At 54.1% G+C, this 24,934-nt stretch carries 27 protein-coding genes and 1 pseudogene; 21 read left to right on the top strand and 7 right to left on the bottom strand.

Annotation, left to right across the window (positions count from 1 at the left end):
• The first annotated feature begins 13 nt into the window (after positions 1–13).
• The 13 genes from V4U84_RS14715 (at position 14) to V4U84_RS14655 (ending at position 9,932) form a co-directional block, all read left to right on the top strand.
• Positions 14–478 (top strand): DUF420 domain-containing protein, encoded by a 465-nt coding sequence (locus V4U84_RS14715; protein ID WP_334074738.1) that lies wholly within the window; start codon positions 14–16, stop codon positions 476–478.
• A 601-nt stretch (positions 479–1,079) separates the two neighbouring features.
• Positions 1,080–1,808 (top strand): hypothetical protein, encoded by a 729-nt coding sequence (locus V4U84_RS14710; protein WP_334074737.1) that lies wholly within the window; start codon positions 1,080–1,082, stop codon positions 1,806–1,808.
• A 42-nt stretch (positions 1,809–1,850) separates the two neighbouring features.
• Complete coding sequence (locus V4U84_RS14705; RefSeq protein ID WP_334074924.1) at positions 1,851–2,264, top strand: GntR family transcriptional regulator; 414 nt, start codon at positions 1,851–1,853, stop codon at positions 2,262–2,264.
• Positions 2,261–3,181, top strand: a complete 921-nt coding sequence (locus V4U84_RS14700) for an ABC transporter ATP-binding protein (protein ID WP_334074736.1) — start codon at positions 2,261–2,263, stop codon at positions 3,179–3,181. The genes V4U84_RS14705 and V4U84_RS14700 overlap by 4 nt, the downstream gene beginning before the upstream one ends.
• 17 nt (positions 3,182–3,198) lie before the next feature.
• A complete protein-coding gene (locus tag V4U84_RS14695) occupies positions 3,199–4,104 on the top strand; it encodes an ABC transporter ATP-binding protein (RefSeq protein ID WP_334074735.1) in 906 nt (301 codons plus the stop codon).
• Positions 4,097–5,380 (top strand): ABC transporter permease, encoded by a 1,284-nt coding sequence (locus V4U84_RS14690; RefSeq protein ID WP_334074734.1) that lies wholly within the window; start codon positions 4,097–4,099, stop codon positions 5,378–5,380. Before V4U84_RS14695 ends, V4U84_RS14690 begins: the two co-directional genes overlap by 8 nt.
• A gap of 83 nt (positions 5,381–5,463) precedes the next feature.
• The gene (locus V4U84_RS14685; RefSeq protein WP_334074733.1) at positions 5,464–5,796 is read left to right on the top strand and encodes an antibiotic biosynthesis monooxygenase family protein; all 333 of its coding nucleotides are present in this window, start codon (positions 5,464–5,466) and stop codon (positions 5,794–5,796) included.
• A gap of 297 nt (positions 5,797–6,093) precedes the next feature.
• Positions 6,094–6,678, top strand: coding sequence for an NAD(P)H-dependent oxidoreductase (locus V4U84_RS14680; protein WP_334074732.1), 585 nt, complete (start codon positions 6,094–6,096; stop codon positions 6,676–6,678).
• A 118-nt stretch (positions 6,679–6,796) separates the two neighbouring features.
• Positions 6,797–7,276: a low molecular weight protein-tyrosine-phosphatase gene (locus V4U84_RS14675; protein WP_334074731.1), complete on the top strand. Its 480-nt coding sequence runs from the start codon at positions 6,797–6,799 to the stop codon at positions 7,274–7,276.
• A 384-nt stretch (positions 7,277–7,660) separates the two neighbouring features.
• Positions 7,661–7,921 carry a metal-sensitive transcriptional regulator gene (locus V4U84_RS14670; protein WP_334074730.1) on the top strand — a complete coding sequence of 87 codons (261 nt, stop codon included), beginning with the start codon at positions 7,661–7,663 and terminating at the stop codon, positions 7,919–7,921.
• A 33-nt stretch (positions 7,922–7,954) separates the two neighbouring features.
• A complete protein-coding gene (locus tag V4U84_RS14665; protein WP_334074729.1) occupies positions 7,955–8,266 on the top strand; it encodes a rhodanese-like domain-containing protein in 312 nt (103 codons plus the stop codon).
• 3 nt (positions 8,267–8,269) lie between these two features.
• Positions 8,270–8,629, top strand: a complete 360-nt coding sequence (locus V4U84_RS14660; RefSeq protein ID WP_334074728.1) for a rhodanese-like domain-containing protein — start codon at positions 8,270–8,272, stop codon at positions 8,627–8,629.
• 163 nt (positions 8,630–8,792) lie between these two features.
• Positions 8,793–9,932, top strand: a complete 1,140-nt coding sequence (locus V4U84_RS14655) for a phosphodiester glycosidase family protein (RefSeq protein WP_334077516.1) — start codon at positions 8,793–8,795, stop codon at positions 9,930–9,932.
• An 81-nt stretch (positions 9,933–10,013) separates the two neighbouring features.
• Here V4U84_RS14655 and V4U84_RS14650 read toward each other — a convergent pair whose 3' ends face one another.
• The 4 genes from V4U84_RS14650 to V4U84_RS14635 form a co-directional block, all read right to left on the bottom strand.
• A complete protein-coding gene (locus V4U84_RS14650) occupies positions 10,014–10,721 on the bottom strand; it encodes an AIM24 family protein (RefSeq protein ID WP_334074727.1) in 708 nt (235 codons plus the stop codon).
• A gap of 44 nt (positions 10,722–10,765) precedes the next feature.
• A complete protein-coding gene (locus tag V4U84_RS14645) occupies positions 10,766–11,188 on the bottom strand; it encodes a hypothetical protein (protein ID WP_334077436.1) in 423 nt (140 codons plus the stop codon).
• Between the two features lie 159 nt (positions 11,189–11,347).
• Positions 11,348–12,211 carry a DegV family protein gene (locus V4U84_RS14640; RefSeq protein WP_334074725.1) on the bottom strand — a complete coding sequence of 288 codons (864 nt, stop codon included), beginning with the start codon at positions 12,209–12,211 and terminating at the stop codon, positions 11,348–11,350.
• Positions 12,212–12,340: 129 nt separating this feature from the next.
• On the bottom strand, positions 12,341–13,246 hold the full coding sequence (locus V4U84_RS14635) for an AraC family transcriptional regulator (RefSeq protein ID WP_334074724.1): 906 nt from the start codon (positions 13,244–13,246) through the stop codon (positions 12,341–12,343).
• A gap of 159 nt (positions 13,247–13,405) precedes the next feature.
• On the opposite strand from V4U84_RS14635, the gene V4U84_RS14630 reads away from it, so the two are divergent.
• Positions 13,406–14,794, top strand: a complete 1,389-nt coding sequence (locus V4U84_RS14630) for an MATE family efflux transporter (RefSeq protein ID WP_334074723.1) — start codon at positions 13,406–13,408, stop codon at positions 14,792–14,794.
• An 83-nt stretch (positions 14,795–14,877) separates the two neighbouring features.
• Here the strand turns inward: V4U84_RS14630 and V4U84_RS14625 are convergent, their stop codons facing one another.
• Complete coding sequence (locus V4U84_RS14625; RefSeq protein WP_334077435.1) at positions 14,878–16,758, bottom strand: LTA synthase family protein; 1,881 nt, start codon at positions 16,756–16,758, stop codon at positions 14,878–14,880.
• Positions 16,759–17,363: 605 nt separating this feature from the next.
• Between V4U84_RS14625 and V4U84_RS14620 the strand changes: the two genes are divergently transcribed.
• Positions 17,364–19,487, top strand: a complete 2,124-nt coding sequence (locus V4U84_RS14620) for an endonuclease MutS2 (protein WP_334074721.1) — start codon at positions 17,364–17,366, stop codon at positions 19,485–19,487.
• Positions 19,488–19,810: 323 nt separating this feature from the next.
• On the opposite strand, the gene V4U84_RS14615 is transcribed toward V4U84_RS14620, so the two are convergent.
• On the bottom strand, positions 19,811–20,311 hold the full coding sequence (locus V4U84_RS14615) for a GAF domain-containing protein (protein WP_334074720.1): 501 nt from the start codon (positions 20,309–20,311) through the stop codon (positions 19,811–19,813).
• 120 nt (positions 20,312–20,431) lie between these two features.
• Here V4U84_RS14615 and V4U84_RS14610 point away from each other — a divergent pair, with 120 nt between their 5' ends.
• Both V4U84_RS14610 and V4U84_RS14605 read left to right on the top strand, forming a co-directional pair.
• Positions 20,432–20,734 (top strand): hypothetical protein, encoded by a 303-nt coding sequence (locus tag V4U84_RS14610; RefSeq protein WP_334074922.1) that lies wholly within the window; start codon positions 20,432–20,434, stop codon positions 20,732–20,734.
• Positions 20,735–20,924: 190 nt separating this feature from the next.
• A complete protein-coding gene (locus tag V4U84_RS14605) occupies positions 20,925–21,158 on the top strand; it encodes an aspartyl-phosphate phosphatase Spo0E family protein (protein WP_334074719.1) in 234 nt (77 codons plus the stop codon).
• Here the strand turns inward: V4U84_RS14605 and V4U84_RS14600 are convergent.
• Positions 21,149–22,126, bottom strand: coding sequence for an alpha/beta hydrolase (locus V4U84_RS14600; RefSeq protein WP_334074718.1), 978 nt, complete (start codon positions 22,124–22,126; stop codon positions 21,149–21,151). The two genes, V4U84_RS14605 and V4U84_RS14600, sit on opposite strands and share 10 nt — an antisense overlap.
• Before the next feature lie 238 nt (positions 22,127–22,364).
• On the opposite strand from V4U84_RS14600, the gene V4U84_RS14595 reads away from it, so the two are divergent.
• The 4 genes and pseudogenes from V4U84_RS14595 to V4U84_RS26930 form a co-directional block, all read left to right on the top strand.
• Positions 22,365–22,946, top strand: coding sequence for a GNAT family N-acetyltransferase (locus tag V4U84_RS14595; protein ID WP_334074717.1), 582 nt, complete (start codon positions 22,365–22,367; stop codon positions 22,944–22,946).
• 2 nt (positions 22,947–22,948) lie between these two features.
• A complete protein-coding gene (locus V4U84_RS14590; RefSeq protein ID WP_334074716.1) occupies positions 22,949–23,701 on the top strand; it encodes an energy-coupling factor transporter transmembrane component T family protein in 753 nt (250 codons plus the stop codon).
• A 91-nt stretch (positions 23,702–23,792) separates the two neighbouring features.
• Positions 23,793–24,395, top strand: a complete 603-nt coding sequence (locus tag V4U84_RS14585; RefSeq protein WP_334074715.1) for an ECF transporter S component — start codon at positions 23,793–23,795, stop codon at positions 24,393–24,395.
• Positions 24,396–24,857 (top strand): annotated as a pseudogene (locus tag V4U84_RS26930) (ATP-binding cassette domain-containing protein); the annotation flags it as partial.
• Positions 24,858–24,934: the final 77 nt, after the last annotated feature.

Below are 24,934 nucleotides of genomic sequence, written 5' to 3'. Positions count from 1 at the left end.
CAGGAGGATTCTCATGGATTTGTTTACCTTGTTCCCTACGATCAGTACATCGTTTATCGTAATCAGCGCCGTGCTGGTGGCGATCGGTTGGAACCTGATCATCAAGGGGAAACGGGAAGCGCACAAGAAGACGATGATTGCCGCGGCCGTGGCCGCGTTGCTCTTCTTCATCATCTACATGTCGCGGACCGTATTTATCGGCAATACGTCTTGGGGCGGGCCGGATGATTTGAAGATCTACTACCAGATCTTCCTGATCTTCCACATCGTGCTGGCCACGGTGGCCGCCGTCTTCGGCATCACTACGCTCTTTCTGGGCTTCAAGGAGAAGTACGCGAAGCACCGGAAGTGGGGGCGTACGACTTCCGTGATCTGGTTTTTCACGGCGGTCACGGGTGTGGCGGTTTATGTCCTTCTGTATTTGTTGTATCCCGGCGGACATACGAAACCGGTGTGGGAAGTGATTTTTGGGCTGTAATGGAAATGATGACGGCGACCGCCGGAGCTCGATGGCTCCGGCGGTTTTTTTGCGCGGTTTTGTATGGGGGGGGCGAGGAGAGACAGAGAAACTTGTCGCCTCGGTGTGGCGAGTTGGATCCGGCGCGCCCCATTACCCTAACTGCCGTCGCATGAGCAGCCTTGCAAGAAAGGCAAAGATTAGGCTAACGGTCGCCACAGCCGTTATTTGCCTCGAAAACGCCGACTTCCCATTCTAACGGTCGCCACGGCGCTTATTTCGCATAAACAGGCTGTTAGGGCGAGAATCCAGGGGAAATAACGGCGCTCACGACCGCTAGAATTACGAAAGGGTTACTTTTCGTTAAATAGCGGCTGCTACGGCCGTTAGACTTCCCTCCGGCTGCCCTTTTTGACCGCTTGATCCCCACGAGTCCGAATCAGGCCGGAATAGCGCCCCAAAAGGCCGATAATGTGGCGGGCAGCACCATGTGTCGGGTTTGATGCAACGTCAGTGCTGCAGGCAGGAAGGATACAAACCTGAGTTGACGTCATTATGAGCACAGTATATACTGTGTATAAAGATATAAACAGTAAGCACAGTTAAGTTGGGAGGATCCGAATTGAAAACCTGGAAGGATGCCTGGTTTATTTTTAGGAAAGACCTGCGGGCAGACCGCCTGTATTTGATCTGGAACGTGATTTTTATGGTGTATTCCGGCGTGATGATCAGCTTTCTGTTCCAGTCCAGTGAAAAGGCCGAGGTGGAGAGGGTACTCACGCCGATGGCGGATTTTATGGCGTTGTTGCTCATCCCCATGATCGGCTTCTACTTTTCGCGGCGGTCCTTTAATTACTTAAAGGAGGATTCCTACACGCAGATGCTGCTATATTACAGAACCCTGCCGATTCCGGGCCGGACGATTATGAGAAGCCGCCTGATCCAGTTGGCAACGGCCGTGGTGTTTAATGGGGCAATATTCTTCGCGGCATTGTACACGATGCTTTATTTCATGGGTGAGGGGATCGGGTTCGTCCAATACATCTCCTTTGCGCTGACCTGGATGGGATATGCCCTGGCTATGAACGGTCCCTATATATTTTTGGAGTTTTTGACGAGAGGCCGCACCTATCTGTGGATGACTTTTGCCTTAATGTTCGCGGTGGGCGCTCTGGCCTTCATCATAGCCTGGTTTGACGGCAGCCTGCTTGATTTTACTTTACACCAATCCGGACGGTTCGGTTTGCTGTCTCCCGTGATGTGGGGATGTCTGGCGGGAGGCGCGATTCTTCTGATCTTGTTCAGCAGGATCACGCTGCGGCGATTGGGCGGGAGGGATCTGGCAAGATGATGAACTTCAATGGTCTGCCTGGAATCGGAGGTGAACCGGAAGGTGTGGATTCCTATTCAGATCAACGAAAATAGCGCCGAACCCCTGTATCACCAAATCGAGACTCAACTCAGGTCCCTGATCGTCAGCGGGCAAATTGAGGAAGGCACGCTGCTTCCGTCGATCCGCGAGTTCGCGGGCAGTTTAAACTGCAGTGTCATCACAGTGCGGAGGGTGTATCAGGATTTGGAGAACGAGGGGCTGCTTCGCACGAAGCAGGGGACTGGCACGTTTGTGGCCAGCGTCGGGGCCGGGGAGCGCGATGCCTACCGGAGGACCGTGGTCCAGGAAGCGGTGGAGGCGGCCGTGGATACCGGGATTTCGGTACAGTACAAGGAAGATGAGCTGAAGAACTTGTTTTTGCAAATTTTGAAAAAGAAGTACGGCGAAGCGAAAAGCAAGGGGGAACCGAAGTGACGGAGACTGCGGAACAAAAAATCGCTATCGAAATGAAAGGCGTGGTTAAAGAGGGGCGAAGAAAGCCGATCGGACCGCTAGATCTTCGCATTCCGAAGGGCTACGTGGTCGCCTTGGTCGGCCCTAACGGGTCCGGGAAGAGCACGATCATGAATCTCCTGCTGCAGACGATCCATCCCGACGCGGGGGAGATTGCCTGGTACGGGGGACCGGCCAATCAGATGCTGCCGCTGGCTTTAAAGCAGCGCATCGGGTATGTCCCCGAAAATCCGGCCCTGGAAGAGAATTTTCTGACGGCCCGGGATGCGGCGGAATTCCGCTCGCATTGGTATCCAACCTGGGATCAGAAACGGTTTGAGACCTTGGTGGACCGTTTTGAAATTCCTTGCGGGGAACGCTTAAACCGATTGTCCAAAGGAGAGCGGCGAAAATTCGAAATCGCGGCGGTGCTGGCGGCCAGGCCCAAGCTGCTGCTGCTGGATGAACCGTCCTCGGGTCTGGATCCCTTCGCCTGGAAAGATATGATCGAGCAGCTTCGCTCCTGCCTGGACGAGGAGGATGTCACGATTGTCATCTCCACCCATGTCGTGGAGGAAGTTAAGCGTCTCGCCGACTTTATCGTTCTGGTTCATCAGGGGCGGATACAGGGCATGGCCGAGAAAGATGCCTTGTTCAACACCTGGAAAGAGGTCTGGGTACGGGGAGCGGAGCCGGAGGAACTTGCCGAAGTACCGGGTGTCCTCAGCTGCGTCCCGGACGGACCTTCCGTTTTCCGCATCCTGGCTAGGAACGCCGCGGGGCTGGAAATGGAAGAAAGCGCAGGTACGATTCAAATTCTCAAAAGCCGGAGTCTGGAGCTCGATGATATTTTGGAATTGTGGATACAGGGGCATCCGCCCGAAGAACTCATCACATAAGAAAAGAGGGAGCACTGATGTCAAAACCATTGGTACTGGATAAGGTAGTCAAGCAATTCGGCAATAAAACCGCCGTGAGCGAAATTTCACTGCAAGTCGAGGAAGGGGAAATTTACGGTTTGCTCGGGGCTAACGGGGCCGGCAAAACGACGACCATGCGGATGGTACTGGGGCTGATTTATCCGGACGGGGGACGGATTTTATATAACGGCAAGCCTTACGGATCGGAGCTTCAGCATATGATGGGGTATTTGCCGGAAGAGCGCGGGTTGTACCCCAAGGTCAAGGTTAGCGACCAGATTATCTATCTGGCCCGCCTGCGGGGCATGTCCGCTTCCGAGGCCGACAAGAGTTTGAAATATTGGCTGGACCGGTTCGAGGTTCCGGAGTATTACGACAAGAAAATCGAGGAGCTGTCCAAAGGGAACCAGCAAAAGATGGGCTTCATCGCCGCCGTCGTCCACAAGCCGAAGATCGTCATTATGGACGAAGCTTTCAGCGGTCTGGACCCGGTTAACGTCGAACTGCTCAAAGCGACGGTCAAGGAGCTGCGGGACAGCGGAACCAGCATTCTTTTCTCGACGCACCGGATGGAGCATGTAGAGGAGCTGTGCCGCAACATCACGATCCTGCACCGCTCCAAAACCGTGCTTCAGGGCAGCTTGCGCGAGATCAAGAAACAATACCCGAGAGAGGAAATTCTGCTCCACACCACTTCGGAAGTCTCGGGACTGGAAGGGATCGCGGGGGTAACCGGGGTGGAACGGAAGGAACGGGGATACCTGATCCGCATTTCCGACGTGGGAGCGGCCAAAGCTGTCTTGCGCACGGCGATGGAACAGAGCGAAGTGGAGCATTTTGAAATCAAAGAACCGACTCTGAATCAAATATTCATTAAAGAAGTGGGTGAATCGCATGAATAAAATGACCACCGTTATCGGGTTTACGTTTCTTAATAAGGTCAAAGCCAAATCGTTTTTGATCACGACGCTGGTGTTGGCGCTGCTTGTGACCATCGGCATGAACGTGCCTTATTTTATCGCCAAATTTACGGGCGGGGATGACGCACCGGCGTCGATCGGGTTGGTTCGGAGCAGTCAGCCGGAAATCGTTCAATCGTTCAGGGCTTATCATGATAAACAGGAGTCTCCCGGCTTTACTTTAACGGAGTACGAGCAAGCGGACGAAGCGGTGCTGAAGAAGGATCTCGAAGACGAAAAAATTGACGGCTACCTCCAATTTGGCGAAAGTACCGCCGGGGAATTTCCGGGCGTAACCTATGTGTCCAAGAAAGACAGCATTCCCCAAGACATTCAAGCCTCCTTGCAGGCGGTGCTGCAAAGCGTCAAGGCCGAATATATCACCAAGGGGACGCTCAACGAGGAGCAAATCGCTTCATTGACGGCTCCGGTTCAGATCGAAGCGCAGAAGCAGGCGGCGCCGGGAGCGGCAGGAGCCGGGGAAGGAAAGACGGAAAAACCCGCACTTATTAATTATGTGATCGTGTACGTTTTGGTCATTCTCTTCTTTATGACGATTATGATGACGGGCAATATGATCGCCGCGGAAGTGACGGCGGAAAAGAGCTCGCGCATCATGGAAATTCTGATTACGAGCGTATCGCCGCTCGCGCAAATGTTCGGGAAGATCATTGGCATGTTCCTGATCGGGCTGTTCCAGATCTTCATTTTTGCGGCCGTGATTGCCATTAACGTAACGCTTCCGCACAACCGGCCGATCCTGTCCGAATTGAATCTGGATTTGTCCCAGATCAGCGTAGAAGTCATTGTGTTTGGCTTCATTCTGTACATTCTCGGGTATTTCCTGTACGCCACTTTGTTCGCGGCCATCGGATCGCTCGTAAGCCGTACGGAAGAGCTGGGGCAGGCGATCATGCCGATTACGATGCTGTCTCTCGCCGCTTTCTATATCGGGATTTTCAGCCTCTCCGCCCCTAATTCGACGTTGTTGAAGGTAAGCACGTATATTCCGTTTTTCTCGCCGGTTTCGATGATCGTCCGGATCGGTCTGGGGGACACGCCGATGTGGGAAATCCTCGCTTCGCTGGCCGTACTGCTTATCGCTATCTTCCTGTTCGGTTGGCTTTCCGCGAAAATTTACCGCACCGGCGTGCTGCTTTACGGCAAGCGGCCGACCCTTAAAGAATTGCAAAAGGCGATGCGGGCGTATAAAATTTAAAGAAGCCAGTGTAGATCCACTCCATCCGGGGTGGATTTAATCATTTCAAGCGGTAATAAAGCGATCGAGGGAGGGGAATTCCAATGAAAGAACACAAGCGCCTGTCCGAAACTCCGTATTACGCCGTTATCTTTTCGAGCAAAAGAACGGCCGGGGATCAAGGATATGCGGAAATGGACCAAAAGCTGGATGAGCTTGTGGTGAATCAGCCGGGCTATCTGGGAGCGGAAAGCGTCCGCAACGAGGCGGGGAAAGGCATTACCATTTCGTATTGGGCCAGCCTTGAAGACATCAAGAACTGGAAGCAAAACGAGCTGCACAAAACGGCGCAGCAGCAGGGGCGGGAGGTTTGGTACGAAAATTACACCGTCCGGATTTGCAAGGTGGAGAAGGAGTATTCGTTTGGCGAGATTTGATCCGGGCGGGTGAATAAGGGCCCTACGCGGCGCTATTTTGCCGAATTTTGCTGGGCGGTGTGGAATAGTGGCTTTTTAGGAGCTTATTTTTGGAAAAAGCAGGCAAAACCCTGATTTCGGGGTCCGCAACAGGGGAATAGGACCCTTTTGGGCCGCTATTATCCCTGCGGAACCAAATTGGGCCGAGATAGCGCCGCAAAACGCCGCTACTGTGGCGGCCAGGTTTGAAATTATAAAAATAGCGCATAATACGGATGATTTTAAGCCGAAGCCATGGCGATTAGGAGGTTGCAAGGCATGAATCATCTGATAGTGTACGCCCACCCCAACGAGGACAGCTTTAATCACAAAATCCTGCAAACGGCGGTGGATGCGCTGAATTCGGGCGGTCACGAGGTCGTAGTCCGCGATCTTTACAAAATGGGCTTCAACCCCGTATTATCCCTGGAGGATACAAAAGCTTTGAAGGAAGGAAACCTGCTGGAGGACATCCGAACGGAGCAAAACCACTTGACCGGGGCGGACGTCATTACTTTGATTTACCCGATTTGGTGGGCGGGTCTTCCCGCGATTCTTAAGGGATATATCGACCGGGTTTTCGCATACAAGTTTGCGTATACTTATAACGGTGAAGGTACTGTGGACAAGCTGTTAACGGGAAAAAAAGGGGTCATTATCAGCACCTACGGAACGTCTGAGGACTATTACGAAGCGATCGGCATGGAAGATGCGCTGAAGCAAACTTCCGGCGAGGGCATCTTTGACTTCTGCGGCATCGAAGTCGCGGAACAACTGCTGTTCGGCGGGGTCAACCAGTCCGTGACGGATCAGGAGCGCCGGGACATGCTCGAGCGGGTAAGAAGCCTGTTCAGTGCTTTCTAGAATTTCTCTTGGCAAAAGCTGCGGAAAACGCGGCTTTTTTCTTGCCGTAAAGCACTCAAACGGAAAGGCTTGTTCGATGGCGGGACTTATAGTACGATCTGACAAGAGGTGAATGAACATGAGCGAAAACCGCAAAGTCGGCGTGCTGTTCGTCTGTCTGGGGAATATTTGCCGTTCCCCGATGGCCGAGGCCGTCTTCCGGCATCTCGTCGCCGAGGAGAAACTTACGGAGCAATTTCTGATCGATTCCGCCGGAACCGGCAACTGGCATATCGGCAAGCCGCCGCATGAGGGGACTCGGGCAATCCTGGAACAGTACGGCATCTCGTATGAAGGGCTGCTGGCGCGGCAGGTCGGGTCGGACGATTTTACCCGGTTCGACTATATCGTCGCGATGGACAATCAGAATGAACGCGACCTGAAGGCTTTGGCCCGGCAGGCGGATGCCCGAATCGTCAAGCTGCTCGACCTGGTGCCCGATTCCACAGTGAAGGAAGTGCCGGACCCTTATTTTACCGGTAACTTTGAGGAAGTTTATGAAATGGTCGTAAAAGGATGCGGCGCCCTGCTGGAGAAGATCAAGCGGGAAGCGTTGTAACTGTCGTGATTGTAACTGCGAAGCCTGTCCCATGTATGGGGCGGGTTGTTTTTTGCCATCCTAGTGCCCCATCAACAACCTTGATAACATTGAATTCCTGCGTATCTGCATGTTTTTTTCTTGTATGGAACAAGAATTTCAAAATTCCTGCAAATCTGCAGGAATTTTCGACGAAACCGGCTCGTTTCTCTAAAACCGCTAGAAATGCCTGCAGATTTGCATCCTTTTTCGCATCCCCTCGTGAATGAGCCTAAATACCTGCAGATTTGCATCTTTTGGAGCCGGAAGGGTTGGAAAGTGCACATACGTTTGACATACGGGGAAGGCTTCACTATTATTATACCCATAGGGGTATATGCTTCCCCTGAAGATGGAGGGATTCCGATGGAAACTTATTCGGAAGATTTAAAACGGCGCCTGAAGCGGATCGAAGGTCAGGTTCGCGGCGTTCTCCGGCTGATGGACGAAGGCAAGTCCTGCAAGGAAGTCGTCAGCCAACTGTCCGCCGTGCGCAATGCCTCGGATAAAGCGATCGCCCAGATCGTGGCGGATCATCTGCAGCACTGCCTGCTGCAGGGTACCGACGGAATAAGCGCGGATCAACGCGTCAAGGAGGCCGTAGAGCTGCTGGTCAAGAGCCGCTAGACGGCGATGAAGATAAGGAGATGAGGATGAAGGATGAGTTTCCAAGCGAATAAGGAGATTACGGCCGATGAGCTGGCGAAGCGGCTGGAGCGTGGAGAGGATTTGAATATTGTGGACGTGCGCGAGCCCGTCGAATGGGAGGAAGCTCACATCCCGGGCTCCAAGCATATCCCGCTGGGGCAACTGCCGGAAAGATTCGAGGAACTGGACCGGGAGAAGGAATGGTTTATCGTCTGCCGCAGCGGAGGCCGCAGCGGACTTGCCTGTGAACTACTGGCGGAGAAGGGGTATGATGCGGTGAACATGACCGGCGGGCTTTTGGCCTGGCGAGGCGAGCTGGTTTAAGCGATGATGATTGTTATAGCGATCGTTTTCCTGGCCGTGGCCGGCTGGATGGTTCACCGTCTAAGGCCGGTGAAGGGGCTTGCATTTGTGGATGCCAGCCAGCTCCGCGAAACGGCGGCTCTAAAGGGGCCGGCCAAGCTGGTGGACATCCGTGATGCCGTTTATTACGAACAAGGCCATGTGCAGGGCGCGATTAATATTTCCCTTGGCCGGCTGCCGTTCGTCTGGAGTAAGGAATTGTCGCCGGAGGAGCCGGTCGTTCTTCTTTCCTGCAGCTTGCATCAGAGCAAACGGGCCGCCCGGATGCTGAAAAACCGCGGATTTTGCCAAATCTACGCGGTTCGCGGCAGATTTTGCGCCTGAATTTTTTCTACCGGTTTAAAGCACGGGTTCGCGATATGCGGGCCGGTGCTTTTTTTTCTATCCATAAATTATTCCGGGTTGAATGAAACTTTCTATCTCCGGGAGACGTTTTACTTGGAGAGTATGAAAACCAAGGAGTCAGGAGAAGAAAACTATGCAAACCATGCAGCCTTCATCGCTGCCTAGCCGGTCGTCCGTTCGGCGGGGAAAAGGCACGCCTACGCGAAAAAAGTCGAAAAAGAAGAAAAAAAGAGGCTTTTTCCGCTTTATCGGCAGATTGATTATAGTCATGATGTTTTTGGGTGCGGTCGCCGGGATCTGGCTGTTTTTTACGCCCTCGGGGAACAATGTCCGTTATTTGATGGCGGACACCTTGATCACGACGCAGCACCGCCATTGGGCCAAGTATATAATCGGACAAGCCGAACTGGATAAACGGGTGGCCGCTTATCAGGAGAAGTTTGAGCAGATGGGGGAGGAAAGAGATACCCATACCATCGATTTGCCTTCGGACAAGGACCAAACCGAGGCCAAGAAGCCGTTAATCGAGACAGAGGAAATTTCGGGCGACGGTTATCGCGGTTATGTGCTGACCGTCAACGATCCGACGAAAATTCGGCTGGGGGTTCCGGCCAAGCGGGGCCGAGGGGAGAAGGTATCCAGCATGGTCGACCGAACCGGGGCTCTCGCCGGCGTGAACGGCGGCGGTTTTGCCGATCCGAATTGGAAAGGGAACGGCTTCAAGCCGATCGGCGTCGTTATTTCACGAGGCAAACTGTATTACAACGGCATCGGCTCCAAGGCATCGACCCAAATCGTGGGGATCGATAAGAAAGGAAAGATGATTGCCGGGAGATATACGCTCAAAGAGCTTGATGACCTGGGCATTCAGGAGGCTGTAACGTTCCAGCCGCGGATTATCGTCAACGGCAAAGGACAGATCCGCAGCCAGAAGGATGGCTGGGGGATCGCCCCGCGGACCGCGATGGGGCAGAGGGAGGACGGTGCGATCCTCTTCGTCGTCATCGACGGCCGCCAGCCGGGATACAGTATCGGAGCGAGCCTCTATGATGTTCAGAATATCCTGCTGGAACGCGGCGCGGTCATTGCGGCCAATCTGGACGGCGGTTCCTCCACGGTACTGGTCTCGAAGGGCGGGGAGATTATGAACAAGCCTTCGTCCCAACACGGAGAGCGCTACCTGCCGACGGCGTTCCTCGTATTCGATGATCCGGATCAGGTGGACATTCCGAACATTTGGGAAGGTCTGCGGCCGAAGGATATCGATCCGGGCAAAAAATAGCGTGTTGCGTTTCAAACGAAAAAAGCGCACTGTCCTCAAACCGTCTTTCGGGTGACATGAGGGCAGGGCGCCTTTTTTTATTCATTTGATGAATACGCCGCCGAACGGAATCGCCTCGCGCAGAAATCGTTTGACGATGCCGTCGTTATTGTCGAGGTCGCGCTCGAGCTCCCGGCCTCCGCCGCCGGCCTGGATCAGCACCGTGCCGTGTCCGGTAATTTTCCACTGGTATTTCATATGTTGGCTGGCCAGATGGTTGCCGTATACGGACAACTCCAGTTTAGCGTTCTCGGGGTAGGCGATGACACAGCCGGCCTCTACATATAGCGGCTCGTCCGGCAACAGCGGCAGTTCCAGAACCTGACCTTGCGTCAGGATGCCGATTTGCCCCTCGCCGGAAAATTTCATCTTAATGGCGTCGCGGGTAATCATCATATTCTTCATGCTTAGCATCCGCGTTTCCATACGGACGCCCTCCGTATAATAAAACAAATGCTTGAAGTCGTACAGCAGGTCGCTTCCGTCGGACAGTTTAATCGATTTCAGGGTTACGGAAGGGGGCATGGCGGCTACAAATTCGCAAGGACCGGCGAGATCGGCACGAATGAGCTTTCTCTTACGGTAGATGCCCTTCATGTTCATCAGCCGGTCCGTTCGGCTCCCGGCTTGCCCGCGAAACGCGATAATCTGCGCCGGATGCAGCACATGGAGCAATTCCCCCTCCCCAATCCTGAAGGTGACGGCTTGTCCGCCAAAGCCGGACGGGTCGCTTTCGTAATCCAGTTTCATCGTCATGTTCTCCTCGTCAGCCCAAAGTCAGGAACTTTATCTATTCACCGCCGCAGCAACAACCGGATGACCCGCAGCAAAATAAAATAACCGGCAAGCAGAGCGACCCCCGTCAAAATCAGGATGCGGGTCTTCCGGGCGCTGGCCTCGCGGTTTTGTTGGGCTTCGGTCAAAGCCGTTACCGAGGCGGCCAATTCGCGGTTTTGTTCCATCAGGGCCTCGTTCTGCGCGCGGTAGGCTTCCAGGGTCGATTCCGCTTCCGCCAGCTTCTCCTGCGTCATTTCGTAGTTCGCCTTCAGTTCATTCACTTCCCCGGGAAGCTCGGATATTTCCTTGGCCCCTTTGTAAAAGTCGCTGAAAAAACCGGCATGCGCGCGGGATTCCCCAGGCAGAAACGGGCCGAATATCAACGATACGCCGATCGGCAGGGCCAGTGCGGTCTTTTTTAAAACGGAGCGCAGTCGCATTCTTCTCCACCTCCGTAAATACAAGTTCTCCTTCAGTATTACGATCTCGCCCGTTAAAAAGTTTCCATACCTTTTATTTACACGCTTGAATCGATACGTTAAGCATGATCAAAAGAGACCCGTTCTCAAAGCGGAACGAGCCTTCCTAAAGCGGTCCGGCTACATGGTGTATCCCGGCCGGCGCAAATACATGATCGCCACGGTCCGGGGACCGCAGTGGCAGGAAATCGCGCAGCCCCCTTCGATAATGGCCACGTCGCGGACATCGGTTCTCTCAAGCAAGGTTGTCTTGATGTAATCGGCAGCTTTTTCCGCAAGCGTTTGGGCCACGATGATGAGGTCCCGGTCGATCTTGTGGATATTTTCCGCGAAATGGTGAACCATTCGCTCCACGGCTTTTTCGGTCTTGCCTCTATATTTATCGGCGGAAATGACAAGCCCTTCCTTAATGCGAAGGACGGGGCGGATCTTCAGCAGGCTTCCGATCATATGTTGCACGCTGGATACCCGGCCGCCCTTGTGAAGATAATCCAGGCTGTCGACGAGCACTTCGATCTCCACGCGGTCGCGGAGTTCCTCCAGCATGGCAGCAATATCCGGGGCGTTTGCTCCGGCTTGGGCCGCTTGGGCGGCTTTCAGCGCCAGGAGGGCGATTCCGCCCGACACATTCAGTGAATCCACGACGATGACGCGGCCTTCCGGCAGTTCCTCCGCGGCAATCAAAGCGTTTTGGCAGGTAGAAGAGAGCCGGGAAGACATGCTGAGGAATACAATCGTGTCGCCCTGCTCGATCCAGGGTGTGAAGGCCGCGATAAAATCGGCGGGAGACGGTGCCGACGTCCGGGGCAATTCCCCGGTTTCATCGACCCGCCGGTAAATATCGGTTGTGGTGATTTCGAGTTTGTCTTTGTAGGCCTTTTCACCGAACACGACATAGAGCGGAACGATCCCGATCCCGTACCGGGTCATCCAGGACTCGGGGATATCGGAGATGCTGTCCGCGAATATTTTCACTTGTGTCAACGCATTTCCTCCAATTGGTATTTATTTGATAAGAAGAATCATAGCTTTCTTTGATTATAGGGGGCCGGGATACATAAAGCAAAGAAGTTCACTTAGGTAATCTTTTGTATGGCCTCGCTACGACAAACGTCAGCTTTTGGTATAGGCGAAACGTTGCCGGTATTTGCGCGGAGACATTCCTTCAAAACGCGAAAAGCTCGCCGTAAAGTAGGCGGCCTGGTTGAAACCGACCTCCTCCGCGATCCGCTCGATCGGCAAATCGGTTTGCAGCAGAAGCAGCTTCGATTGGTCGACCCGCAGCCGCAGCAGATAAGCTGAAGGCGAGCAGCCGAATACTTTCTGCATACAGCGAGCGATATAAACGGGGTGAAAATTGATCGCTTCTCCCAGTTTCCGGGCGGAGAACGGATCGCGGAAATGCTCCCGCAAGTAAGAGGCGGCCCGCTCCGCGCATAGGGATTGCGGGGTGGGGTGCTCCGTTTCCAGCGAAGCGGACAATAGCAGAATGACCTCCTGAAACAGGGCCTGCTGCTTTAAGCGGACGCTCGACAGATGGATGTGACGGTTCATCGCCGTAAGCTCGCTGATGATTTCCGCCATTTTTTGCGGTTGCGCAAGCTTGATGAACTGCGGCAAGGCCATCGTGTAAGCGGTAGCCGTAAAGGGAGGCAGCGACAAGTACCCTTGCGGATCGCTTTCATGGCTTCGCCCGCGGTTGAGCCAGTACTCCTCTTCGTCCACGACCCGCCAGTCCCCGAGGATTTGAAAGTGGAGCCAATGGTGCAGGGATTCTGCCCGGCAGCCCTCGTAAGCGTAATGGTAGCTGTCCGGACGCAGGATCAAGGCATGCCCTTCGGTGACCTCGTATTCCCGTTCCTCCTCGCCGATATAGAGGCATCCCCGGACCGCGACGAGAAGGTCAAAGGCGCCGATATTTTTACGGCTGGGATGCTTGCCTCCCACAGGAAGAGCCGCCAACCCGCTGACGATATAGTGGGGCAACGGCGGTGCGGTAAACTCGATAATTGGCGGCATATCACACCTCCAGAATATTGATGATTCAGGTTTGAATATTGAAAGATTGAGTTGATTTTCTGATACATCGCTACAACTATACCATCTATAATGTGTTTCATGTTAAAAAGTTTGTGGTGACACCAAGAAACGTCCCCCATACAACAGGAGGTTTTAATAGTGAAGAAAAAAAAGGGGAGCGAGAAGAATAAATTCTCTTTGTGGCTTTTGGCTTGGCCGATATTTATCGAACAATTTCTGCAGTTTTTGCTCGGGTCGGTCGATACGTTGATGGTCAGCCGGATATCGGATCACGCGGTAGCGGTCGTCGGTTTCTCCAACCAGCTGTTTAACGCGCTGACGACGTTGTTTGCCACCGTGGCGAGCGGCGCCGGGATCGTTATCGCGCAAAAAATCGGCTCCCGCAAGGAAGAAGACGCGCGCACGGTAGGGATTATCGCGTTTAACGCGACCGGTGCGATCGGCCTGGCCCTCAGCATATTGTTGATCGCGGTTCCCCGGCCAATCGCCCGGGTTCTGCAATTGCCGGAGGAACTGCTGCCCTTGGCCGAGATTTACATTTCCATCGTCGGCGGCGGCATGATCTTGACGGCCTTGATGGCCGTACTGAGCACGGCGATCCGGAATACCGGCAACACCAAGGGGCCGATGGTGACGGCGATCGGGATGAACGTCATTCATATTGTAATGAACTACGGATTTATTTTCGGGGCAATCGGCTTCCCTCAATGGGGGCTGACCGGCGTAGCGATCTCCACGGTCATCAGCCGGCTGCTCGCCACTATCGTGCTGTTCGTGATTTTCCTGGGCGCTTTCCACCGGAAAATCGAGCGCAGGGACTTCGCCTTGTTCGATCGCAAGCTGTTCAAGGAAATTTTGGTCATCGGCTGGCCGCTCGGCGTCAACTCGGCGAGTTGGGTGTTCTCCCAATTGGCGATTTTCTCGTTCCTGGCGGTGCTGGGATCGACGGAATTGGCGGCCCGGACGTATATGAATACGCTGGAATCTTTCTGCTTCCTGCTGGGATTCTCGCTCGCGCTGGCCGCCCAGATTCAGATCGCCCATCTGTACGGCGCGGGCAAAACGAAGGAGGCTTATCATGCCGTTTTCAAAGTGCTGGCGATCGGATTGCCGCTCGTGATCGTCAATGCCTTTATCCTGGTGGTTTTCGGCCGCAATGTGCTGGAATTGTTTACGAAGGATCAGGACATTCTGGCGCTTTGCGGCGCGCTGCTGTGGCTGAATCTGCTGCTGCAGCCCGGCAAAATGGTCAACATGGCCATCGGCAACTCTCTGAATGCGGTGGGGGATACTCGCTATACCATGAACATTTCATTGATTTTCATGTGGATTGTTGCAACCGGCTGCTCCTATTTGCTCGGCGTTTCGCTCGGTTACGGCATCATCGCGATTTACTCCTGTATGATCGCCGATGAATATCTACGCGGTGTGCTCTCCTTTATTCGCTGGAGGGAACGCAAATTCCTGAGAATGAAGGAAGCGGATATGGAAAGGGTGCAGGGCGGTGATCCGGCGATTTGCGTGTAAAGTAGAGACAGCGGCAGTGTTGGAAACATATAAAAACGGCGAAAAGGCGCTCCGAATTCGGGGCGCCTTTTCACTGCAACGTCTTATTCCGCTTTCTCCGCCTGAACACGGTCCGGAAGCTGTTGTACATAACTGTCGGAGAGCCGGAGCAGTTCCAGCGCCCGGTTGTATTCCTTCTCCGTGGTGAGCGCCTGGCTCACGCCGTCTTCGGCGACCGGATATTGGGTGCCGTCGTTGTACCATACCCCCGGCATGAACAGGGCTTTATCGTTCAGGAATGAGCCGGACGGCAAGTAATACCGCTGCGGAAGCAGGTTGTAGGTTTGGTTCAATATATCCTGGCCAAAGTGGATATGCCGGTCCAGCGAAATCCCCATCAGGTTGGCTACCGTAGGAAGAATATCCGCCTGCCCGCCTACATTTTCGAACAGGTTCGGCGCGGAGACCCCGGGTGCCGAAATGATGAGCGGAATGTTAATCATATCGATATAGCCGTAGTCCCGGCCGTAGATCTCATGCATCAGCTCAAGTCCATGTTTATCGAGCGAGTGCATCGGCAGGCCCAGATGATCGCCGTAAATGACGACGACGCTGTTGTCCCAGATGCCCCTCCGCTTCAGGTCTTCGATAAATTGACCCAGGGCGTAGTCCGCGTAATTTTGCGAGCGAAGGTAATCGCCGACCATGTTGTCCCGATAACGTTCAGGAAGCGTAATCCGGTCCTTCTCGTGCGGCATGGTGAACGGATGATGCGCCGTCATGGAAATGACCTGGGTGTAGAACGGCTTGCCTGCCTGCCGCATTTTGTCCAGTTCTTCCGTCGTTTTCTTGTAAAGCACTTCATCGGACGGACCAAAGAAGACGGTATCTTCCTGGCCGAAAAACTCCTGATCATAGTAACGGTCGAAGCCGATCGCCTTATACAACTCGCCGCGGTTCCAGAAATCCACCACATTCGTGTGGAACGTAGCGGTATCGTATCCGGCCGATTTCATCAGCTTCGGCAGGCTGGGCAGCTCCTTGTCCGGATAATTTTGGGTGGCCGCCTCATTATAAGGAATATAGAAGGATGTGTTGACGACAAACTCGGCGTCCGAGGTGTTCCCTTGGCCCACCATCTGGTAAAAATGCTTGAAGTACATATTTTCCTTGGCCAGCTTGTTCATGACCGGCGTGATTTCCTGGCCGTCAATCTTCAGATCGATCAGGAAATTCTGAAAAGATTCCAACTGGATAATGATCAGGTTCTTTCCTTTGGTCTGTCCGAAGTATTTCGGATGCGCCGGCGGGGTAATTCCCTTCAATTGATCGATTTTCGTTTGGTTGATCTGGTTTTTGTCGACCAGTTCTTCCTTCTTGCTGCCGGAAAAAATCACGTAAGTTTCGTAATTGAGAATCCCCATTTTTTCCGCCTGCTTGATTTCATTCATGCTCGCCCGGTTTGGCCAGACATTGAAGATACAAAGCGCGATCGAAACTCCGAACACCGTGGCGATGATGCCGGTCCGCAAGCTCTTCAGGTTAAAGAAGGCTTTCAGTTTCTCGGCCTTCTTCTTGCGGAACAACCAGACTCCGATCACGACAATGTCGAGAAAGATCAGCAGGTAGTACGGAGCTAGCAGGGAAAATACGCTGTTGCTGACCGCCGTGACCTGCTTCACCTGCCGGAGCGCGTGATAGGTCACCATTACGCCGTAATATTTATGGTACATGATCGCGGCGAAGAAGATCCCCGTGACGATCAAGTTGACGGTAAGATAAACGACGATCTTGCGTTTGGACGAGAACCATTCGATAAGACAGAACAGGGCCCAAATGAACGGAAGTTCCTTGAGCAGAGGTTCCCAGGGCGGCATCTCCTCAAAGATGGCAATCCAGGCGAGATAAGTTTTAAGTATCAAAATGAAGGTGAAAAAGACGAACGGCTTAATATTGCCCAGCCTGATACGATTTAAAGCAGGCACGGTATGATCCATCCTTTCGTTGCGATTAAATCAAGAGAAAGTTTAAACTGCCTTTACATTTTAAATACCCTTAATATAATACATGAAAAGAGTTGCGGAACAAAATAATTCAATTCACACTTTTAACAAGATATCCCAAGTGGATGCAGCGATACGAGCCTTACAACAACGCTTTGTTGACACTTGACTTACTTTTTTGGTAAATTGAAGTCATCCGCAAAGCGTAGGAGAGATTTTGATGTCGGTGAAGGTTCTTAACTAATCAATTTCATAGCGACCGGAAGAAATGCAGGTTTGGTTCATTGTGTTTTTTGAAGCACAGGGAACCCTTGATTTTCTGCGCCTCTTTTCGGTCTGTGAATTTAGTTAAGAACACACGAACACAAATCATTCAGCGCTTTGACCGCTGTCTGTTTCTTCGGATTTTCAATCCCGAAGCCGTGCTGTTTCCAGCATGGCTTTTTTTGCGGCCGTAAAATCCGATTAAGAACAAGACATTTGCATTTGCGGATAAAAAAGGGCAATGGATGGCATTTTCGTGCTGTCCATTGCCCTTTTTCTGTATTCACCCATCACCATTCATTTGCAGGAGGGATCCATAGGTCATGGAGAATTTTACGTTAAATATGTTGGAATACGAAAGCATGAAGCAGGATTTGGCGGCGTTCGCCGTATCTTATGAGGGGCGGGCCCGCATCGCCCGGCTGGCTCCGATGGAAGAGCTCAGGCCAATCGAACGCGCGATAGCCGAAACGGCCGAGGCGCTGGAACTGATCGGCCGAGGCTCAAGCGTTCCGCTGCCGTCCCTGGAAGGCATCGAGCTCGTCGCTTCCCTGCTCGGAACAGGGTATTTGTTCACGGAGCAGGATCTGATGGCGGTGCAAACCTTCCTGCATAGCTGCGGGCAGTTGAAGAAGTATATCGAATCCAAGGGCGACGCCGCCTGGCAGATTGGTATTTATGCCGCATCGCTGCGGGATTTGCCCGCGCTACGTCAGGAAATTATGCGCTGCATCCGTCACGGAGTCATTACGAATGAGGCGAGCCGCGATCTGGAGAGAATTCGCCGGAAAATCGACATGCTTAAAGAGAAAATAAACAAGAAGATGCAATCCGTCATGTCCCGCCACGCGGCGATTTTACAGGAGAGCATCGTCAGCGTGCGCGGAGGGCGCTATGTCATACCGGTGAAAAAGGAATTTTACAGGCAGGTCAAAGGCCGGATGCTGGATCAATCGACCAGCGGGCAGACGGTGTTTATTGAACCGGATGAAATCTCGGCTTTGCAGGGGGAGCTGGAGCTGCTGCAGGGCGAGGAAGCCCGGGAGGAAGCGAAGATCCTCGGTTACTTGACCGATTTGGTGGAAAAAGAGGCCGAAAGCATCACAGGGAATATCGATATCACCGGCATGTATGATTTTATCTTCGCCAAGGCGAAATACGCCGCTTCGATAGACGCCGCAGCCGTGCGCGTAAATGACGATGGCAGAACGGTATTGCGCGGGGCGAAGCACCCGAAGCTGCTCAGCAGCATGGTGCCGCTGGATTTGGAGATCGGCGCGGATTATAAAACCTTGATCATCACCGGACCGAACACCGGGGGAAAAACGGTGGTGCTCAAAACCTTCGGCTTGCTGTCCTTGATGGTGCAATCCGGATTGCTGGTTCCTGTAGCCCCCGGGAGCCAGTTTGCCGTATACCGCGGCATCATGGCGGTGATCGGGGACGGTCAGAACCTGGAGCAATCGCTCAGCACCTTCTCGGCGCAAATTCAAAGCCTGGTTGCGATGCTGAAAGCCGCCGGCCCGTCGTCGCTGCTGCTGATCGACGAACTGGCGGCAGGAACGGACCCGGGGGAAGGAATCGCATTGTCGATCGCGATCCTGGAGGAGTTCAGCCGAAAAAAAGCGACCGTCCTGGTAACGACGCACTTCAATGAGCTGAAGACTTTTGCCTCCCGGGCCGAGGGCTTTGAGAATGCGCGGATGGAATTCGACCCGGACACCCTGCGCCCGCTGTATAAGCTGACCATCGGCCGGGCCGGACAGAGCTACGCCATCGAAATCGCCAGAAAATTGGGGATTACGCCGGACATTATCGCCAGATCGCAGCATATCGTCAGCCGCCAGATCGGGGACGGGGGCAAAGTGTCGTTGTGGGATGAGATCGTGCCGGCAAGGGCCGGTTCCGAGGGAACTCGGATCTCCGGCCAGCCGCTGCAGCCGCATACAGGAGCGGCGCCCGAATTGGGGAGCGGGGCGGCGCGAACAGAGGCGAAAGGGCAACCTGAGGCAAGAACGAGGCCAGGGGAGGGACCGCGGCCACAGGAGGAGCGGGGAGCTTCCAGCCGAAGTGATGAACCCGGTACCTCCGTCAAAGATAGTGCGGCCGGGAGCACTGATCGGGAAGAGCAGGAAGACGAGGTAAAGCTGGCTCCTCACCGGTTTGAAGTCGGGGATGCCGTCTACGTGACGGCCCTCGGAAAAATCGGCATCGTCAGCGAGCCCGAGGACTCGCGCGGGATTGTCGGTGTCCTGATCCAAAAGCAGCGCATCAAGGTGAACCGGAAGCGGCTGAAACCTTATCTTAAAAAGGATCAGTTGTATCCCGAGGATTACGATCTTGACATCGTGCTGGATACGAAGGAAAACCGCAAAAAACGCAAGCTGATGTCCAAACGGCACGTCGAGGGCTTGGAGATTATCCGCAAGCCTGACGAAACCTACTAGTCCCCATCAGACATCCAAATCCGTTTAAGCCCACGGCTATCAAGGTGCCGGGCGCACTATCAACTCCAACTCCAAAAGATGCAAATCTGCAGGTATTTCTGGCGATTTTAGAGAATCGAGCCTATTTCGTCGAAAATTCCTGCAGAATTGCAGGAATCTTGAAATTTTTGTTCCGAACAGGAAAAAAACTTGCAGATATGCAGGAATTCTATGTTAATCAAGGCTGACTGACGGGGCACTAGAAGGCGGATGCCGGAGCAAAAAAAGCCCAACGACCGGGAAGCCCGGCTCGATTGGGCTTTTTTACATTGGAACAAGGCAACTTAAACCAGGGATAACGGGAGCACAAGGCCTTCTTTCAGGACGTCCACAAAGCGTTCCAGGAAAGCTTGGTCCTGCTCGTCAAACCGCCCTTTGAGCGGACTATCGATATCGAGGACCCCGAGAAGTTCTCCGTCCTTGACGATCGGAACGACGATCTCGCTGTTGGAAGCCGCGTCGCAGGCAATATGTCCGGGAAAAGCATGAACATCTTCAATACGCAGGGTCTCCCGGCGCTCCGCACTCGTTCCGCATACGCCCTTGCCGAGCGGAATGCGGATGCAGGCGGGCAGCCCTTGAAACGGGCCGAGCACGAGCTCCCGTCCGTCAAACAGGTAGAAGCCTACCCAATTAATATCCCGCAAAAAGATATGGAGCAGAGCCGAAGCATTGGCCAAATTGGCGGCTGCGCTGCGCTCCCCCGCAATAAGCGCTTGAAGCTGGGACAGAACCGCCCGCCGCTGCTCTTCGCGGGTACCTGTCAGTTGGTCGGCTTGAAACATGTATGGAACCCCTCCTTTGCATATAGTCCCTATTATACCTGATTCCCCGTTGTTTCCGCGCAGTTTTGCGGGGGTATATAAAAATTGAACGATTTAACGCCGGAAAGGGGAGTTCTTACCATGCGCGCCGACGTGCAGAATTTGTTCATACGCATACAGATGCTCCATGAAGCCACACAGGGAGACCTTACGGTCAACGAGACGCTTACGCAGCTGGAAACACAGGGGTACAGGGTGGGAGAACGCGAAGTGAAGCAGGAGCTGGACCGCCTGACGGAAGACAACTTTCTGACCGCCCACAATGATTTGTATTCCATCACCGGCTCAGGTAGGGATGAGATAAAGGAAATACGTACGGTGCTCAAGCACCTGTGCGATGCGGTTCATCGGACGGAAAGCAAGGCGAGAGCCGATTCCGCCTGAGCAGTCAAGAACCGTCCGGACCTAATCCGGGCGGTTCTTTTGATGTGTCCGCGAAAATAAGGGCTTTTGGATGCGGTGTTTTAAGCCTGAATAATCTGACAAAGTATGATAAAATTTTTCAAAATTTTGAAAAAAATGTTTTTGGCATCATAGGCTACAATGACGGGAAGAAGCCAAAGAAGGTGAACTTATGCCCACCCCCTCCTCGAACGGCTCCAACCCAAACTTGCGCCGCCCAAGAGTCAGCGCTGAATTGCTGGACAAGATCGAGCATCTGCGCGCCGAATTGATGCATGTCGCCGATCAGACAAATTTCAGCAGTGAAGCCGTCGTGGAACTTAGCCAGCGTCTGGACCACTACATTGTGCTGGCCCAGACGCAGATGCTGGGGAGAATAAACGATCCGGGCATCCCTCAGGAATAGGCTGCCGATTGCCGGGATTCCTCCACCTGGGAAGCCGCCGCCGGGTGGACTTCCTCCCCCAGGGCGTCCTGGATCAAGGCATGCACCTCTTCGGCATACCGGACCGGATTCACGCCGTAAGCATTGGCATGGACGGCTCCCTCGACGAGCAGCAGCCGCTTGGGCTCAGGCTTGCGCTCATATAATTCCTCGCTCATGTAGGTCGGCACATAGTTGTCGCGGGTACCATGCACGAACAAGACCGGAATCCGGCTGTGCTCCACTGCTTTCAGCGGGCTAACCTGCTCCATGCGAAATCCGGCGACGCGCTCCATCCGTCTGTTGACCAGACGTAAAAGCGGGAAGGCCGGAAGTTTGTTCAGCACGCTCACTTGATGGCGCATCAACCGGGTCAGATCGGAATAGGGACAGTCGGCGACCACGAATTTTACATGCGGATCCGCAATGGCCAGATACTCCAGCACGGTTCCCCCGCCCAGCGATTGCCCGTGCATACCGATGACGCAATCGTCCCCATATTGCTCGAGAAGCCAGTTGACCCAGCATTCCACATCGTATTTTTCATAATAACCGTAGGTGGTGTATTGGCCTTGGCTGTTTCCGTGCCTGCGCTGGTCGATCAGCAGCAGGTTGAACCCCTCCTGTTCAAACATGTCGATATATTGGGTGGAGACATGCAGTGAAACGGTATACCCGTGGATGATAATCACCCAATTGTTTACGCCGGGATGGGGCTCCAGGATGAAGCCGCTCAATTTTAAGCCGTCTTTCGATTTGATGAAAACGTCTTTTTTCTCGAGTAGATTGAAACGGTCCCGGGTAAACACGCCCGAGGCTTCCAGGTAATCGAAAATGCCCTCGAACGTTTGGAGTTTCATTTGGGTAATCTGCCGGAAAGCAAACCGCGTAATGCCGCTAACCGCCAGCAGCAGAAGCAGTACCGCAAGGATCAGAATCGAGTACATCATAAGAAGAGGCGACCTCCTATCCCATTCCGTCTATTTTTGTGCTGCCGCAATATAGGTCTTTTGTAAATAGTATCACCGAAAGTATGCGAAGAAAATCGCGGAAACTGTATTTTTTATGTGAAAAGGGCTTGGAATTACAAATTTTGACGTTGGCGGGTTGGGTATGGTTAGATAGGATTGGACTATAGGGATTAGGGTTAAATGAATATTCAGTATTCGGGAAGTGAGGGAATTCAGCATGTATAAGTGCGGCGGTAAAATACCGGTGCTGGAGAGCGAAAGGTTGCGACTAAGGAGGATGGAGCGGGAGGATAGCCCGGCATTGCACAAGTTTTGGAGTGACCCCGAGGTGGTCCGGTATATGAATATTCCCCCGTTTGCCTCGATCGAAGACACCTACCAGATGATCCAACTGTTGAACGGTCTTGCCGAGAGCGAGGATGCGATGCGCTGGGCGATCGAATTGAAGGAGGACGGGCGGGTCATCGGAAGCTGCGGGTTTAATTCCTGGGAGCTGGCGGGGGCCTATCGCGGGGAAATCGGCTACGACTTGGGCAAAGAATACTGGGGCAGCGGCTACATGTCCGAAACCCTGCGCACAGTCATCCGGTACGGCTACGAAACGATGGGACTGAACCGGATTGAAGGGCTGGTAGATCCGCGGAACGAAGCTTCGCGCAAGCTGCTTGGCGCGCTGGGCTTTCAGGAGGAAGGGCTGCTGCGCGAGTATCAGAAGACCGAGGAAGGCTTCGTCGACCTGATCATGTTCTCATTGCTGGAAAAAGATTACGACCGCATTCAGGGAGCAGGGGGCGCATAGGGATGATCGCAACGGCCAAAGAATACCCGCTTCAGCGCTTGGACCCGCTCAGCAAGCTGGTTTCCTTGTTCTCCATCGCCATTTTGGCCATGCATTGGGACAGGCCGCTCCCGTTAATCATCATGCTGCCGGTACTACTGGCGGCCGGCCGTTATGGCGCGGGAATGACCTGGCGGCGCCTCGCCAAACGGATGGCCTATATCGCCGCGTTCGGCTTGCCGTTGCTGCTGCTCACGGCGTTGGCGGCCCCTCCGGAAGGGACGGCCTTCGAACTGGGACCGATCCGTTTATACGAGGGTCCTGTTGCTTACGCCGGGGCCATTACGCTGCGGATGTTTTGCCTGTTTCTGTCTTCCCTGATTTACATTGAGTCGACCGATCCGCAGGATTTCGTGGTGATGATGACGACCCGGCTGAAGCTGCCGTACCGCTTTGCCTTTGGGGTCTCGATGGCGCTGACCTTCCTGCCGATGCTGGAGGCGGAGGGCAGAAGCGCGGCGGAGGCTCGCAAGATCCGGTACGGAAGGAGGCCGCGGGGATTTGGGGAGCGTCTGGAGGTTTGGCGCGGCAATGTGACCGCGGTTTTCGCCGGAGCGGTCCGCAGAATCGAGCAGACGGCCGGCTCCATGGAGGCGAAGGGCTTTGGGGCGTATCGCAACCGGACTTTTTTGCGGGAGGCCCGCGTATCGGCAGGAGGATATGCGGTCATGTTGCTGAGCGTGACTAGCATGGCGCTGCTGATGTGGACCTCCTGAGAAGAACCTAAAAGGGCCTTGACGAATTCTAATTGTCAACCTATATTCTAACAATAGGGTTGACAATTAGAATGGAGAGGAAGGAACTGGAATGAAAGAGGCTGAAAAAAAAGAAGGTGTCCGCTGGTTTGCGTTCACTACGCTGGATATCGTGCTGATGGCGATGCTGGCCGCGGCCAACGCCGTGTTAACGGTTTACATATCGCCGGTGAATCAGGCGCTGAACGGGATCGGGGGGCCGATCGCAACCTCGACGATTACAGGTCTGTACATGGTCTACGGGCTTCTCGCCTGTTACATCATTCGTAAACCCGGGACGGCGGTGATTACTTTCGGGATCGGAGCGGCGGTGCAGGCGTTTATGGGGACGGCTTACGGGATCGCCTCGTGTTTTGTGGCGGCCGGCTGTTATATGGTCGTAGCGGAAACGATCTTTGCGGTTTTTCGGTACCGGAAGTGGAATCTCCCGGTCATGCTGCTGGTTGGAGGGGCGATGGTGCCGATCTGGTTTTTCTTTGCGGCCCGGATGTTCGGCTATATGAAATGGGGCACGGATATTCTTCTTATCGCGCTCGTCGTGCGGATCCTTAGCGGTATGATCCTGTGCGGTCTGCTGTCCAAACTTCTGGGTGACACCCTCGCCCGCAGCGGTCTGCTGCGCAGGTTTGCGGTACAGCGGGGAGCGGAAGGTTAAATGAACTCCGCAACCGCCATCTTGCTAGAGAACGTGACCTATGCCTATGAGCGCGGGTCACGGCGGATTATCGACGGCCTTTCCCTGACGGTCGAAGCGGGGGAATGGATCACGGTCAGCGGGGCGAGCGGCAGCGGCAAGTCAGCCTTGGCCGGCCTGCTGAGCGGATATTTGCCGCGGTCCGGCGGCGGCTATCGGGAAGGCCGGGTCGAGGTCAACGGGGTGGACCCGGCAACGGCGGCAATCGCGGACTTAGCGAGCCGGATCGGCCTGGTGTTCCAGGACCCGGATGCGCAGCTTGTCCAAGGCCTGGTCGAGGACGAAGCGGCCTTCGGCCCGGAAAATCTGTGTCTGCCTCCCGACGTGATCCGGTGGCGGGTGGACGAAGCCCTGCGTGACGTGGAGCTGCTGGAGCGCCGCCGGGACAAGGTGCATGAGCTGTCCGGCGGAGGGCGCCAGCGCGCGGCGATCGCGTCCGTGCTGGCGCTTGCGCCGCCGATCCTCGTGCTGGACGAGGCGGCGGCGAATCTGGACGCCGG

The sequence above is a fragment of the Paenibacillus sanfengchensis genome (genome assembly GCF_036864765.1).
In the GTDB taxonomy this organism is placed as follows: domain Bacteria; phylum Bacillota; class Bacilli; order Paenibacillales; family Paenibacillaceae; genus Fontibacillus; species Fontibacillus sanfengchensis.
The sequence above is the reverse complement of the archived record's forward strand: the minus strand, read 5'-3'. Positions and strand labels throughout refer to the sequence as shown.